This is a genomic window from Geodermatophilus sp. URMC 64 (assembly GCF_053502555.1).
The window spans coordinates 1953765-1967448 of sequence record NZ_CP199955.1; the positions used below are offsets into that span (position 1 = coordinate 1953765).

The 13684-nt window shown below is 74.3% G+C and carries 15 protein-coding genes; 9 read left to right on the forward strand and 6 right to left on the reverse strand.

Features of this window, described 5'->3' with window-relative positions; translation table 11 throughout:
- Positions 1–268 precede the first annotated feature (268 nt).
- Together ACWIYF_RS09650 and ppgK are read right to left on the reverse strand one after the other, a co-directional pair.
- Positions 269–1621 carry an RNA polymerase sigma factor gene (locus ACWIYF_RS09650; protein WP_448627904.1) on the reverse strand — a complete coding sequence of 451 codons (1353 nt, stop codon included), beginning with the start codon at positions 1619–1621 and terminating at the stop codon, positions 269–271.
- A gap of 282 nt (positions 1622–1903) precedes the next feature.
- Positions 1904–2650, reverse strand: a complete 747-nt coding sequence (gene ppgK, locus ACWIYF_RS09655) for a polyphosphate--glucose phosphotransferase (protein WP_448627905.1) — start codon at positions 2648–2650, stop codon at positions 1904–1906.
- Between the two features lie 68 nt (positions 2651–2718).
- Between ppgK and ACWIYF_RS09660 the strand changes: the two genes are divergently transcribed.
- Positions 2719–3567: an inositol monophosphatase family protein gene (locus ACWIYF_RS09660; protein WP_448627906.1), complete on the forward strand. Its 849-nt coding sequence runs from the start codon at positions 2719–2721 to the stop codon at positions 3565–3567.
- 14 nt (positions 3568–3581) lie between these two features.
- Here ACWIYF_RS09660 and ACWIYF_RS09665 read toward each other — a convergent pair whose 3' ends face one another.
- Both ACWIYF_RS09665 and ACWIYF_RS09670 read right to left on the reverse strand, forming a co-directional pair.
- Positions 3582–4127: a LytR C-terminal domain-containing protein gene (locus ACWIYF_RS09665; protein WP_448627907.1), complete on the reverse strand. Its 546-nt coding sequence runs from the start codon at positions 4125–4127 to the stop codon at positions 3582–3584.
- A 49-nt stretch (positions 4128–4176) separates the two neighbouring features.
- Positions 4177–5223, reverse strand: coding sequence for a phosphotransferase family protein (locus tag ACWIYF_RS09670; RefSeq protein ID WP_448627908.1), 1047 nt, complete (start codon positions 5221–5223; stop codon positions 4177–4179).
- A gap of 319 nt (positions 5224–5542) precedes the next feature.
- On the opposite strand from ACWIYF_RS09670, the gene ACWIYF_RS09675 reads away from it, so the two are divergent.
- The 7 genes from ACWIYF_RS09675 to ACWIYF_RS09705 are packed head-to-tail and all read left to right on the forward strand — an operon-like array spanning position 5543 to position 10103.
- Entirely contained in the window at positions 5543–5845 is a 303-nt protein-coding gene (locus ACWIYF_RS09675; protein WP_179714531.1) for a DUF4193 domain-containing protein, read from the forward strand.
- Between the two features lie 8 nt (positions 5846–5853).
- Complete coding sequence (locus tag ACWIYF_RS09680; protein WP_448627909.1) at positions 5854–6768, forward strand: hypothetical protein; 915 nt, start codon at positions 5854–5856, stop codon at positions 6766–6768.
- A 10-nt stretch (positions 6769–6778) separates the two neighbouring features.
- Entirely contained in the window at positions 6779–7276 is a 498-nt protein-coding gene (gene dut / locus ACWIYF_RS09685; protein WP_448627910.1) for a dUTP diphosphatase, read from the forward strand.
- Between the two features lies 1 nt (position 7277).
- Positions 7278–8021 (forward strand): DUF3710 domain-containing protein, encoded by a 744-nt coding sequence (locus tag ACWIYF_RS09690; RefSeq protein WP_448627911.1) that lies wholly within the window; start codon positions 7278–7280, stop codon positions 8019–8021.
- A gap of 1 nt (position 8022) precedes the next feature.
- A complete protein-coding gene (locus ACWIYF_RS09695; protein ID WP_448627912.1) occupies positions 8023–8814 on the forward strand; it encodes an alpha/beta hydrolase family protein in 792 nt (263 codons plus the stop codon).
- Positions 8811–9188: an OB-fold nucleic acid binding domain-containing protein gene (locus ACWIYF_RS09700; RefSeq protein ID WP_448627913.1), complete on the forward strand. Its 378-nt coding sequence runs from the start codon at positions 8811–8813 to the stop codon at positions 9186–9188. Before ACWIYF_RS09695 ends, ACWIYF_RS09700 begins: the two co-directional genes overlap by 4 nt.
- Positions 9189–9239: 51 nt before the next feature.
- Positions 9240–10103, forward strand: coding sequence for a DUF3159 domain-containing protein (locus tag ACWIYF_RS09705; protein WP_448627914.1), 864 nt, complete (start codon positions 9240–9242; stop codon positions 10101–10103).
- Here ACWIYF_RS09705 and ACWIYF_RS09710 read toward each other — a convergent pair.
- Positions 10100–10774: a potassium channel family protein gene (locus ACWIYF_RS09710; protein ID WP_448627915.1), complete on the reverse strand. Its 675-nt coding sequence runs from the start codon at positions 10772–10774 to the stop codon at positions 10100–10102. The genes ACWIYF_RS09705 and ACWIYF_RS09710 overlap by 4 nt on opposite strands.
- On the reverse strand, positions 10774–11442 hold the full coding sequence (locus tag ACWIYF_RS09715) for a potassium channel family protein (protein WP_448627916.1): 669 nt from the start codon (positions 11440–11442) through the stop codon (positions 10774–10776). Before ACWIYF_RS09715 ends, ACWIYF_RS09710 begins: the two co-directional genes overlap by 1 nt.
- Before the next feature lie 170 nt (positions 11443–11612).
- Here ACWIYF_RS09715 and ACWIYF_RS09720 point away from each other — a divergent pair, with 170 nt between their 5' ends.
- Entirely contained in the window at positions 11613–13658 is a 2046-nt protein-coding gene (locus ACWIYF_RS09720) for an APC family permease (protein ID WP_448627917.1), read from the forward strand.
- Positions 13659–13684 lie beyond the last annotated feature (26 nt).

Below are 13684 nucleotides of genomic sequence, written 5' to 3' on the forward strand. Positions count from 1 at the left end.
GTCCGCTGCTGCTTGCCTTGCCGTCCCCCACGGTACGCGGCTTACCCGTGGCCGAGCGGCTCACACCGGCCGCATAGCGCGGACGGGTGAGATCGTGACCAAGCCGCAACCCGGCCGTGTCCGGCGCGATGCCGCAGGTCGGGAAGCCCCAGGTGGCCGGCACGTGCCGGCGTTCCCGCCGCGGCCCGCGTGGTGCGCAGTGACGGTCCTCACAGCACCGGGGCCCGGCCCGCCAGTGGCGGACCGGGCCCCGGGACCGGGTCAGTGCTCAGTCGAGGTAGTCGCGCAGCACCTGCGAGCGGCTCGGGTGGCGCAGCTTCGACATCGTCTTCGACTCGATCTGCCGGATCCGCTCACGGGTGACCCCGTAGACCTGGCCGATCTCGTCGAGCGTGCGCGGCTGGCCGTCGGTGAGGCCGAAGCGCAGCCGGACGACGCCGGCCTCCCGCTCGGAGAGGGTCTGCAGCACGCTGGTGAGCTGGTCCTGCATGAGGGTGAAGCTCACCGCGTCGACCGCGACGACCGCCTCGGAGTCCTCGATGAAGTCGCCGAGCTGGCTGTCGCCCTCGTCGCCGATGGTCTGGTCGAGGCTGATCGGCTCCCGGGCGTACTGCTGGATCTCCAGCACCTTGTCCGGGGTGATGTCCATCTCCTTGGCCAGCTCCTCCGGCGTGGGCTCGCGCCCGAGGTCCTGGAGCAGCTCGCGCTGGATGCGGCCGAGCTTGTTGATGACCTCGACCATGTGCACCGGGATGCGGATGGTGCGGGCCTGGTCGGCCATGGCGCGGGTGATCGCCTGCCGGATCCACCAGGTGGCGTAGGTGGAGAACTTGTAGCCCTTGGTGTAGTCGAACTTCTCGACCGCGCGGATCAGGCCGAGGTTGCCCTCCTGGATCAGGTCCAGGAACGCCATGCCGCGGCCGGTGTAGCGCTTGGCGAGGGAGACCACGAGGCGGAGGTTGGCCTCGAGCAGGTGGTTCTTGGCGCGCTCGCCGTCGCGAACGATCCAGTTCAGGTCGCGGCGCATCTGCGGGGAGAGCTTCTGGTTCTCCTCCTCCACCTGGCGCAGCCGCTCGGCGGCGTACAGGCCGGCCTCGATCCGCTTGGCGAGGTCGACCTCCTCCTCCGCGTTGAGCAGCGCGACCTTGCCGATCTGCTTGAGGTAGGCGCGGACGGAGTCGGCCGACGCGGTGAGCTCGGCGTCCTTGCGGGCCTGCCGCAGCGCCTCGGACTCCTCCTCGTCGTCCCACTCGAAGTCGGCGGCGGCCTCCTCCTCGGCGGCGACCTCGCCGTCGGCGGGGCCCTCGGCGACGCCGTCGGGACCGGCGACGACTGTCTCGTCGAGGCTGAGACCCTCACCGGCCTCGTCGTTGGAGACTGCGGTCAGGACGGCGCCCTCACCCGTGCCGGGAGAGGGCGCGATGGTGGGCTTGGTGCGCCCGCCGGCGGTCTTCGCCGCCTTCGCGGGGGCCTTCTTCTTCGTGGCTGCCGCGGCCTTCGGAGCTGCCTCCTGGGGAACCGCAGCGGTGGCCCGAGGGGCCCGGGTACCGGCGGCGACCGTCGTGGTGCGAGAGCGGGTGCTCGCGGCGGCTGCTTCCGGTGCTGGCTGGTCGGCGGGCACTCAGGTTCCTTCCCGTGCTGGGGCGTTCCCCAGGGGTCCGAATGGCCCCCGGGCAGCGGCACCCCCCGCCGTTCGGACGGCCGACGGATCCCGGGCACACCGGCGCGGCGTTTGACCGGCGGTGGTGCGGGGGATCCCTCCCGGCTGGCGGACGACGGGGTGGGGCTCTCCTATTGTAACGACCGTCAACGGCGATTCCACCGTTCCGGACGGCTGCTGCTCGCTCCTAGGGGGCGACCCGGACCCGGTCGGGTGCGTGCTCACTCTCCGGAGCGACCCTCGTCACTGACCGACGTGCTCGTGCGCCGCCAGCGCGGCACCCACGATCCCGGCGTCGTTCTGCAGCTGCGCCGGGACCACCTCGGTGCGTGTGCTGAGCAGCGGCACCCACTTGTGCGCCTTCTTGCTCACCCCGCCACCGACGATGATCAGGTCCGGCCAGAGCCCGGCCTCGAGGACGTCGAGGTAGCGGTCGACCCGCTTGGCCCACTCCGGGTAGCTGAGGTCCTCCCGCTCGCGGGCGGCGGCGGAGGCGCGCCGCTCGCCGTCCTCCCCGTCGACCTGGATGTGCCCGAACTCGGTGTTGGGCACCAGCCGGCCGTCGACGAACAGCGCGCTGCCGATGCCGGTGCCGAAGGTCAGCATGAGGACGACGCCGTCGCGGTCGCGGCCGGCGCCGTAGCGGACCTCGGCCAGCCCGGCGGCGTCGGCGTCGTTGAGCGTCTGCACGTGCTTGCCCGGGATGCGCGCCGACACCCCTTCGGCGAGGTTCGTGCCGATCCAGCTCTTGTCCACGTTGGCCGCGGTGTAGGCGACCCCGTGCTTGAGGACTCCCGGGAACGTCACGCCGACCCGGTGCTGCCAGTCGAACGCGGCCACGACCTGGGCGACCACTTCGCAGACCGCGTCGGGCATCGACGGCTGCGGCGTCTCGATGCGCACCCGTTCACCGATGAGCTCGCCCTTGTCCAGGTCGACCGGGCAGCCCTTGATGCCACTGCCGCCGATGTCCACTCCGAAGCCGTGCACGGCCGACAGCGTAGTGATCAGCGCGACAGCGGGAACGGGCCGTCGTCCGGCTCGGGCAGGATCGGCGCGTGACTCCCTCTCCCGGCCCCGCCGACACCGAGCTGCTCGACCTCGCCGTGGCGACCGCGCAGGAGGCGGCGGCGCTGGTCGCGCGGGGCCGGGCGACGGCCGCCGAGCAGGTGGACGTGAAGTCCAGCCCGGTCGACATGGTCACCGCCGTCGACCGGGCCAGCGAGGAGCTCGTCGTCGGGCGCCTGCTGGGCGCGCGGCCGGGCGACGGGCTGCTGGGGGAGGAGGGCGGCGAGCGCACCGGCACGACCGGGGTGCGCTGGATCGTCGACCCGATCGACGGCACCACCAACTTCGTCTACGGCCTGCCCGCCTATGCCGTCTCCATCGCCGCCGAGGTGGACGGCGAGGTGCGGGCCGGCGCGGTCCTCAACGCCGCCACGGGCGAGCTGTTCACGGCGACCCGAGGCGGCGGTGCGCGGCTGTCGGTTCCCGGTCGCGAGCCGGTGCTGCTGCGCGCCGGTGAGCCGGGGTCGCTGGGTCAGGCGCTCGTGGCCACCGGCTTCGGCTACCGCGCGGAGCAGCGACGGGCCCAGGGTGCGGTCGTCGCCGAGCTGCTGCCGCTCGTCCGCGACATCCGCCGCAACGGCTCGGCCGCGCTGGACCTCTGCAGCGTGGCGGCGGGCCGGGTCGACGCCTACTACGAGCGGCACCTCAACCTGTGGGACGTCGCCGCGGGCGGGCTCATCGCCGCCGAGGCCGGGGCCGTGGTGACCGGCCTGCCGGGGCACCCGTTCGCCGACCCGCTCGGCATCGCGGCCGCGCCGTCCGTCGCCGAGGAGTTCGTGGCGCTGCTGGACCGCTTGCACGCGAACAGCCTGCCCGCCAGAGGTGACGGAGCGCGCTGACTGTCAGGGGACCGTCAGCAGGCCGACTGGGCGCTGGCGCCCGCAGACAGCGCCGCCGCGACGTCCTCGATGCTGGCCAGCCCCTGGTAGTCGGGACCCACCACGAGGTCGACCACTGCGGTCGCGCGGGTGTCCTCGAAGTCGCCGGCCCCGGGCAGGTACAGCGCGACGTACAGCGCGGCGTCGGCGCCACGCGGGCCGTGCCGCACCTCGCCGACACCGGTCACCTCGCGGCCGCTGGAGTCGTTCGCGACCTCGTCGACGACGAACCCCAACTGGCCCAGCGCGCCGGCCACCTCGCCGGCCAGGCCCTGCTGGTCGGTGGCGTTGAGCACCCGCACGTTGATCGTGGTCGGGTCCATCGACGGCGCCGCCGCGGCGGCGGTGCTGCACGCCGCCTGCTGCTCGGCCTCGCGCGCCTGGTCCTGGCGCAGCACGTTCCACCACACGCCCAGGGCGGCCAGGGCGAGCACCAGGAGGAAGATCAGCGGCGGGATCGGGCGCCGTCCGCTCCGGGCCCGCACCGCAGGCCGGTCCGTCCGTTCGCCGACGCCCGTCACGTGTCCTCCTCGCTGGCAGTCGGCGGGAGTCTAGGTCCGTGCGGAGCCCCTAGATCGCACCGTGGTCCAGCGCGGCGCGTCCCAACTCCACGCACGGATCGATGCGGTCCGCGTAACCGCTCGTGTCCTTGCCCGCCATGGCGCCGGCGGCCGAGCGGGCGACGATCCCGGCGACGATCGCGGCGAACTTGAAGTAGGCGAAGCCGACGTACCAGTTGAGGTTCGACAGGTCGAGGCCGGTGTGCTGCGCGTAGCGCTCGGCGACCTCGGTGCGCGCCGGGAAGCCGGGCAGCGCGGTCACCGAGCTCTGCGTCGCGGGGAGGTCCTCCCCGGCCTGCGGCCAGTAGACGAGCAGCATGGCGAGGTCGGCGAGCGGATCGCCGAGCGTCGACATCTCCCAGTCCAGGACGGCGAGGATCCGCCCGGGCTTCTCCGGGTCCAGCAGGCAGTTGTCGAGCCGGTAGTCGCCGTGGACGACGGCGTGGCGCTGGGTGTCCGGCACCGTCTCGGCCAGCCGGGCGGCGAGCGAGTCGAGGCCGGGCCGGTCGCGGTCGCGGGTGGCCTCCCACTGCTTGGTCCAGCGGCGCACCTGCCGGGCCATGAAACCCTCGGGCCGGCCGAACTCGCCCAGCCCGACCTCGTGGTAGTCGACGCCGTGCAGGTCGGCGAGCACGTCGACCAGCCCCTCGCCGATCGCCCGGCGCTGCTCCGGCGCGTCGGCGTACCCGGCGGGGATCTCGGTCACCACGTGCACCCCGGCGACCCGCTCCATCACGTAGAAGGGGGCGCCGAGCACCGAGGTGTCCGTGCACAGGTGCAGCGTGCGGGGCACGGGGACGGCCGTCGGGCCGAGCGCGGTGATGACCTTGTACTCGCGCTCCATGTCGTGCGCGGTGGCCAGGACCGCGCCGGTCGGTGGGCGCCGGAGGATCACCGCCTCGTCGATCGGAGCCCCGGCAGGGGTCACCGTGTAGGTGAGGTTGGACATGCCCGCGGCGATGAGGTCGATCGAGACCGATCGCCACTTCTCGTTCCCGAGCACGGAGGCCAGGTACGGCCCGACGACGGCTGGATCAGCACCCACGGGAGTCGACACGGCGGCAGGGTAACCTCTGGCGCTCCGCGCCCCGACCGAGCCTTCTCGGACGAGAGGTGTGGCCGATCCCGCACCGGGCACAAACGGGGGCCTCGCGGCGTTGGGGGGCTGCCGGTTTCGCAACCGAGCGCTCCCGGACGCCGGGGGGCACGGGGCGGATCCGGACAGCACGACCGATCGGTGACCCAGCAGCGGGCCACCGGCTGCAGACCTCCGGCCACCCACGGGTGACCGGCCAGGACGGCGGCGCACCACCGCCGCCGTCAGACGAGCGCGGGCCCGACGCCCGCGAGAGAACCCCGGAGGAGGGGCACACCCCATGGCCACCGACTACGACGCCCCACGCCGCAGCGAGGCGGACGAGCTCGGCGAGGACTCGCTCGAGGAGCTCAAGGCGAGGCGCGCGGAGGCGCAGTCCGCATCCGTCGACGTCGACGAGACCGACTTCAACGAGAACCTCGAGCTGCCCGGCGCAGACCTGTCCAACGAGGAGCTCACGGTTCGCGTGCTCCCCAAGCAAGAGGACGAGTTCACCTGCTCGCGCTGCTTCCTGGTGCAGCACCGCAGCCGCCTGGCCGCCACCCGGGGCGACCAGATGTACTGCCGGGACTGCGCGGCCTAGTTCCGCCGATGACCGAGGAGCACCCGCGCACGGGCGCGGCGAGGGACGTCCCCCCGCCGCGCCCGGTGCGCGCGCCCGCCGCCGCGCCGGAGCCCGACGACGGCACCCCCCTCGGCCGGGCGGCGCGTGCCGTGGCCGACGCGGTCGGCGGGCTGCTCGGAACCACCGGCGACGGGGCCGCGGCGACCCCGTCGGACGACGCCCCCTCGGCCGCCACCGGCCTCAAGGACGTGCTCGGCGCCGTCGCCGGGGCGGCCGCCGCGTGGCGCGAGCGGCGCGGCTCCGCGGCTCCCGCCGCGGCCCCGCCGAACGGGGACGGCGCCGGCGAGCGCTCGCCGGGCGCCTTCCTCGGTGACCTGCTGGCCGCGGCCGCGCCCCGGCTGCCGATCCGCGACGCCGCGCGCCTGCGGGCGGCCTACCCCGGCGCCACGGACGACCAGATCGCCGACGCGCTCGTGGCCCGTGCCGCCCGGCTGACCGCCGGCATCGGCGCGGCCACCGGCGGGCTCGCGGCGGCCCAGTGGCTGGCGACGCCGTCCCTGCTGGCCCTGCCGCTGGAGCTCGGCGCCGAGACCGTGCTGGTCGCCGGGGTCGAGGTCGTCCTGCTCGGCGAGCTGCACGAGCTCTACGGCCGGCCGGCGCCGGGCGACTCCCGGGGTCGGGCGGCCGCCTACCTGTCCAGCTGGTCGGACCAGCGCGCCGTCGACGGCCCCGGCGCCGCCTCGATGGTGTCGGTGCTCGGCAGCGCCGGTCTCCGTGCGCTCAGCCGCCGGATGACCCGGCGGCTGGCCCGCGGCATCCCGGCCGCGGCGCCGTTCCTCCTGGGCGCGGCGATCGCGGGGCGCGGCAACCGGAAGGCGACCGAGACGCTGGCCCGCCGGGTGCTGACCGACCTGCGCGCCCCGGGGGGACCGCGCGGCTAGGGTCGCGGGCGTGGCCGACTTCCCTGCACCCGAGGTGGACGTCCCGGTGCGGCTGAGCTCACCGGACGCGACCGCTCCCCGGTACGCGCTGCCCGGCGACGCGGGCGCGGACCTCACCCTCGCCGAGGACGTCGAGCTCGCCCCGTTCCAGCGGGCGCTGGTCGGCACGGGCGTGGCGGTCGCCATCCCCGAGGGCTACGCCGGGTTCGTGCACCCGCGGTCCGGCCTCGCCCACCGGCTGGGCCTGAGCCTGGTCAACGCGCCCGGCACGATCGACGCCGGCTACCGCGGCGAGATCAAGGTGAACCTGGTCAACCTCGACCCCACCACGCCCCTGACCCTGCGCCGCGGCGACCGCGTGGCCCAGCTGGTGGTCCAGCCGGTCGTGCGCGCCCGCTTCGTCCCGGTCGACGAGCTGCCGGACAGCCACCGCGGTGCCGGCGGGCACGGCTCGACCGGCGGGCACGGGGAGCTGGTGGCCGGGGCACCTCTCGAGGGGCGGGGCTGACATGCCGTTCGGACGACGGCGCAACCGGATCGACCGCAGCCTGCGCGAGCGGGGCGTGCCGCCGGAGCCGCAGGTGCGCGAGCGCGAGGCCATCGCGACCACCGGCCCGTGGGACGAGGCCGACGCGCCCGACGACGGTGTGGCCCGCGTGGACCTCGGTTGCCTGCGGCTGCCCGCGGTGGCCGGCATGGAGCTGCGGGTCGACGTCAACCCGCAGCAGAAGGTGATCGGCGCGACCCTGCGCTCCGGGGAGTCGACGCTGTCGGTGTCGGCCTTCGCCGCGCCCCGGGCCACCGGCATCTGGGACGACGTCCGCGCCGACCTGGCGAAGAGTGCCTCCGGCCAGGGCGCCTCCCTCAAGGAGACCGTCGGGCCGTTCGGGCCCGAGCTGGCCGGCACGGTGGTGGTGCCGGCGCCGCAGCAGCCGGGGCAGACCGCAGCACCCAAGCCGGTGCGCCGGCCGGCCCGCTTCCTCGGCGTCGACGGCCCGCGCTGGTTCCTGCGGGCGATGCTCAGCGGCCCGGCGGGGGAGGACCCGGCGGCCGCGGCGCCGCTGGAGGAGGCGTTCCGCCAGATCGTCGTCGTCCGCGGGAGCGAGCCGATGCCGGTGCGCGAGCAGCTGCCGATGACCCTGCCCCCGCAGGCCGCCGCCCAGGTCCAGGCGGCCCAGGCGGCCCAGGCGGCCCAGGCACAGGCCCAGCAGGCGGCCGCGGAGGCGGCCCGCCGTCCGGCGCGCGACGCCTGAGGTGGCCGCACAGGCCCACTCCTACGGGCCCGGACCGGACCAGTTCCTCGAGCTCACCCTGCCGGCCGGCGACGACCCGGCGCCCGTGGCCGTCGTCCTGCACGGCGGCTTCTGGCGGGCGGCCTACGGGGTCGAGCTCGCCCGGCCGCTGGCCGCCGACCTGGCCGCGGCGGGCTGGGCCGCGGTCGCCGTCGAGTACCGCCGGGTCGGCGCGGGCGGCGGATGGCCGGAGACGGTCCTCGACGTCGCCGCCGCGCTCGACGCGCTGCCGGACCTCGCGCCCGGCCGCCTGGACCTCGGCGAGCTCGTCGTCATCGGGCACTCGGCCGGCGGGCACCTCGCCGCGTGGGCGGCCGGCCGCGGCCACCTGCACGAGGGCGCCCCGGGGGCGGGGCCGCGGATCCCGGTGACCGCGGCGGTGCTGCAGGCCGGTGTGCTCGACCTCGGGCTCGCCGACGAGGACGGCCTCGGTGCCGGCGCGGTCCGGGACTTCCTGGGCGTGCCCGCCGGTGAGGCGCCGGAGCGGTGGGCGCAGGCCGACCCCGTGCGGCTGCTGCCGACCGACGCGGCGGTGCTCTGCGTGCACGGCCTCACCGATGACGTCGTCCCGCTGACCCAGACCGAGCGCTACGCGGCGCTGGCCCGGGCGGCGGGTGACCGGGTGGAGGTGCACGTCGCGCCTGGCGACCACATGGCCGTGATCGATCCCGGCGGCGTGTCGTGGCGGATCGTGCGCGACTGGCTGGACGCACGGCGGAGAGCTCGCGTCAACCGGATTACGCTGGAGGCGTGACAGAGACGAAGTCGCGCGGCTGGTTCTCGCGAACGCTCGAGCGCCTGACCGCGGACGACCACACGATCGACGCGGAGGAGCTCCGCGCCGAGGCGGCCAGCGCCGGCTGCGAGCCGGTGAGCATGTGCCGCAAGGGCGAGGTCGTCACCGTGACCGGCCGGCTCAAGTCGGTGGTCTACACGCCCCGTGAGACGGTGCCGACCCTCGAGGCCGAGCTGTTCGACGGCTCCGGCTCGGTCACCCTCGTCTGGCTCGGCCGGCGGCGCATCCCCGGTATCGAGCCGGGCCGCACCCTCTCCGCCCATGGCCGCTTCGCGTCCTTCGACGGCAAGCAGGTCATCTACAACCCCCGGTACGAGCTCGCCGCAGGGTGACGGCCGACCGCCGATGACCGGAGCGGGGGAAGCGACAGGCGGGAGGCGGCGGTGGCCACAGCGGACGGCGGACCGGGCGCGGCCGAGGGCCGGGACACCGATGGGGCGGCGGAGCCGCTGACCTTCGACCGCCACCTGGTGCTCCAGCAGCTCGGCGGCTGGCGCGGCATGCTCGACGCCACGCTGCCGACGGTCGCCTTCATCGTCGCCAACTCCCTCGCTGGGCTCCGCGTCGGCATCTGGACGGCGCTCGGCGCCGCGTTCCTGGTGTTCGTCCTCCGGCTCGTGCGCCGGGAGAGCATCCAGCAGGGCGTCAGCGGGCTGATCGGCGTCGCCGTGGCCGTGGCCATCGCCGCCGCCTCCGGCGAGGCCCGCGACTTCTTCGTCCTCGGCATCGTGCGCAACGCGGCGATCGGCGTGGGGCTGATCGGCTCGATCCTCGTCCGCCGGCCGCTGGTGGGGTACATCGCCGAGTTCCTCGCGCCCAGCCATCTCGGCGCGATGGCCTCGCACTCGCTGCCGGGGCTGCGCGCCAGGATCGGCCGGGTCAGCGACACGCTGCACCACCGGCCGCCGCGCGACCCCGAGACCGGGCTGCGGCCGGCCGACCCGGAACCCGAGCAGCACTGGCGCGAGGACCCCCGCATGCTGCGGGCCTACTCCTGGCTGACCGCGCTGTGGGGCGGCACGTTCCTGCTGCGCGTCGCCGTCCAGGGGCTGCTCTACCAGCGCAACGACGTGGAGCTCCTGGGCACCGCCTCGCTGGTGCTCGGCCTGCCGGTCACCGCGGCCGAGCTGATCATCACGCTGTGGGTGGTCGCCCGGCTGCACCGGCACCGCTGCCCGGAGACCGAGCAGCCCGAGTCGGCGCAGGAGCCGGCGGACCCCCGCGAGGGCGAGGCACCCGCGGCCTAGAGGGGGCCGGGGCCGGCCGGGGCCAGCACCGCCTGCAGCTGCTCCTCGACCTCGGCGTGGGCGACGAAGAGCAGCTCGTCGCCGGCCTCCAGGGGCTCGTCGGGCGTCGGGTTGATGACCCGCTCGCCGCGGAGGATCGCGGTCAGCACCGTCTCGCGGGGCAGCGGCACCTCGCGCAGCGGCTTGCCCACCCACGGGGTGTCCTCGGCGAGGGTGATCTCGACCAGGTTGGCGGCGCCCTTGCGGAAGCTCATCAGCCGGACGACGTCGCCGACCGTCACCGCCTCCTCGACCAGCGCGGCGAGCACCCGCGGGGTCGAGACCGCGACGTCGACGCCCCACGACTCCGTGTAGAGCCACTCGTTGCGCGGCTCCTTCACGCGGGCCACCACCCGGTTGACCGCGAACTCGGTCTTGGCCAGCAGCGCGAAGACCAGGTTCGCCTTGTCGTCGCCGGTGGCGGCGATCGCGACGTCGGAGGTGGCCAGCTGCGCCTCCTCCAGGGAGGACACCTCGCAGGCGTCGGCCTGCACCCACTCCGCGCCCGGCACGGCGCGGGTGCGCACCTTGCGGCCGTCCTTCTCGATCAGCATCACGCTGTGCCCGTTGGCCAGCAGCTCCCCGGCGATGGACCGGCCGACCGCGCCGGCCCCGGCGATCGTGACCCGCATCAGGCGTGCCCTCCCTCGGCGCCCCGCTCGACGATGTCGTGCACCCGCGGGGCGATCGCGTCGGTGACCGCGACGACCAGGTGGTCGCCGTCCTGGAGCACCGTGCCGGGCGTGGGCAGCTGGGCCTCGCCGAAGCGGACCAGCCAGGCCGCGCGGGCCCCGGAGGCGGCCTCGAGCTCGGCGAGCTTGCGGCCCACCCACACCTCGGTGACGGTGACCCGCATGAGCAGCACCTGGCCGGTGGGCTCGCGCCACATCTCGCTGACCTTGACCGAGAGCAGTTCGCGCATCAGCCGGTTCACCGTCCACGGGACGGTGGCCACGCTGGGGATGCCCATCCGCTCGTAGACCTCGGCCCGCTTCTCGTCGTAGATCCGGGCGACGACGTGCTGGACGCCGAAGGTCTCCCGCGCGACCCGGGCGCTGATGATGTTCGAGTTGTCGCCGCTGCTGACCGCGGCGAAGGCGCCCGCGGAGTCGATGCCCGCGTCGAGCAGCGTCTGCCGGTCGAAGCCCAGGCCGGTGACCTGGCGGCCGCCGAAGTCGGCGCCCAGCCGGCGGAACGCCCCGGGGTCCTGATCGATCACCGCGACGCTGTGGCCGATCTCCTCGAGCCGGCGGGCGATCGCCGAGCCGACGCGGCCGCAACCCATCACGACCACGTGCACGAACCACTCCTCGGATGATCGGCGCGGGCGCGGCTGCCCGCTGCTGCCGGGCGCGAAGCTACACCCGCGCAGCGGGGCCGAGCGGCCAGGACGCACGGATCTCCCTCCCGGGGAGGGACGCGCCGCCCGGGAGGGCGCACGCGGTGCCCCACGTACGTACGATCGCCGCCGTGCCGTCCCTGTCCGACCTCGGACAACTCCCGAAACGACTCGTCCTCGGGCGCCCCGTGCGCAGCGACCGGGTCGGGGAGTCGTTGCTGCCCAAGCGCCTGGCGCTGCCCATCTTCGCCAGCGACCCGCTCTCCTCGGTGGCCTACGCCACCCAGGAGATCCTCATCGTGCTGACGCTGGCGGGCACGGCCTTCCTGCACCTGGCGCCGTGGCTGGCGGTGTGCGTCGTCCTGCTGCTGGTGACGGTCGTGCTGTCGTATCGGCAGGTGGTGCGCGCCTACCCGTCCGGCGGCGGCGACTACGAGGTCGCGATGAAGAACCACGGGCAGTTCGCCGGACTGGTGGTCGCCAGCGCGCTGCTCACCGACTACGTGCTCACCGTGGCCGTGTCGGTGTCGGCCGGCACCGACAACATCATCTCGGCCTTCCCGTCCTGGAACCAGCACCGCGTCCTCATCGCCGTGGGCCTGGTCGCCCTGCTGGCGGCGATCAACCTGCGGGGCGTGCGGGAGTCGGGGCGCGCCTTCGCCGTCCCGACCTACCTGTTCATCGGCGGCATCATGGTCATGCTGGCCACGGGGCTGTTCCGGGACCTCTTCACGGACAACCCCGTGGTGGCCGAGAGCGCCGGGTACACGGTCGCCCCGGAGCCGGGCTACGGGCAGGTGGGCGGGCTGGCGCTGCTGTTCCTCGCGCTGCGCGCGTTCGCCTCCGGGTGCACCGCGCTGACCGGTGTGGAGGCGATCGCCAACGGGGTCCCGGCGTTCAAGCCGCCGAAGAGCCGGAACGCCGCGGCCACGCTCGCGATCATGGGCGGGCTGGCGGCCACCATGTTCGCGGGCGTGACCGCCCTCGCCCTGGTCGGCGACGTCAGGTACACCCAGAACACGTGCGACCTGATCGGGTTCGCCGGGGACTGCGAGTCCGATCCTCAGCGGACCGTCATCGCGCAGCTCGCCGCGGCCACCTTCGGCGGTGACAGCTCGCCCGGCTTCTTCTACATCCAGGCCGCGACCGCGCTGATCCTGATCCTGGCGGCGAACACCGCGTTCAACGGCTTCCCGCTGCTGGGCTCGGTGCTGGCCCAGGACCGCTTCCTGCCGCGGCAGCTGCACACCCGCGGCGACAAGCTCGTCTTCAGCAACGGCATCCTGCTGCTGGCCGGGTTCGCGGCATTGCTCATCGCGGTCTTCGACGCCGACGTCACCCGCCTGATCCAGCTCTACATCATCGGCGTCTTCACCAGCTTCACCATCGGCCAGTGGGGCATGGTGCGGCACTGGAACCGGGAGATGAGGAGCGCGCAGGACGCCGGCGTGCGTCGCCGGATGCGCCGCTCGCAGGTGATCAACTTCGTCGGCGGCACGCTGACCAGCGTCGTCCTGGTGATCATCGTCCTGACCAAGTTCACCCACGGCGCCTGGCTGGTCATCGTGGCGATGCCGATCCTGTTCGCCCTGATGAGGGCGATCAACCGGCACTACTCGCACGTCTCCGAGCAGCTCGTGCCCGACAGCGACGCGCGGCTGCTGCCCAGCAAGGTGCACGCCATCGTGCTGGTGTCCAAGGTGCACAAGCCGACGCTGCGTGCGCTGGCCTTTGCCCGGGCCACCCGCCCCGACGCGCTCACCGCCCTGACCGTGAACGTCGACGACAACGAGACGCGTGCGCTGCAGGCCGAGTGGGAGCGCTACGACATCCCGGTGCCCCTCACCGTGCTCGAGTCGCCCTACCGGGAGATCACCCGTCCGGTGCTCGACTACGTGCGGGCGATCCGCCGCGACAGCCCCCGCGAGCTGGTCGTCGTCTTCGTGCCGCAGTACGTGGTCGGGCACTGGTGGGAGAACGTGCTGCACAACCAGAGCGCGCTGCGGCTGCGCGCCCGGCTGCAGTTCATGCCCGGCGTCATGATCACCACGGTGCCGTGGCAGCTGGAGAGCTCGGTCGGCCGGGAGGCCAGCGGCTCCCGAGGGGAGGGCCCGATGCCCGGTGACCTGCGCCGCGGGATCGCCGAGGACGAGGTCCCGGCCACCCCGTATGGATGAGGACCCTGCTGGAGAAGGACCCCCTG

Coding starts and splice junctions, on each gene's coding strand:
- ACWIYF_RS09680 (WP_448627909.1), top strand. CDS start 5,854: ATGACCGAGGAGCACCCGCGCACGGGCGCGGCGAGGGACGTCCCCCCG.
- ACWIYF_RS09710 (WP_448627915.1), bottom strand. CDS start 10,774: ATGCGGGTCACGATCGCCGGGGCCGGCGCGGTCGGCCGGTCCATCGCC.
- ACWIYF_RS09675 (WP_179714531.1), top strand. CDS start 5,543: ATGGCCACCGACTACGACGCCCCACGCCGCAGCGAGGCGGACGAGCTC.
- ACWIYF_RS09690 (WP_448627911.1), top strand. CDS start 7,278: ATGCCGTTCGGACGACGGCGCAACCGGATCGACCGCAGCCTGCGCGAG.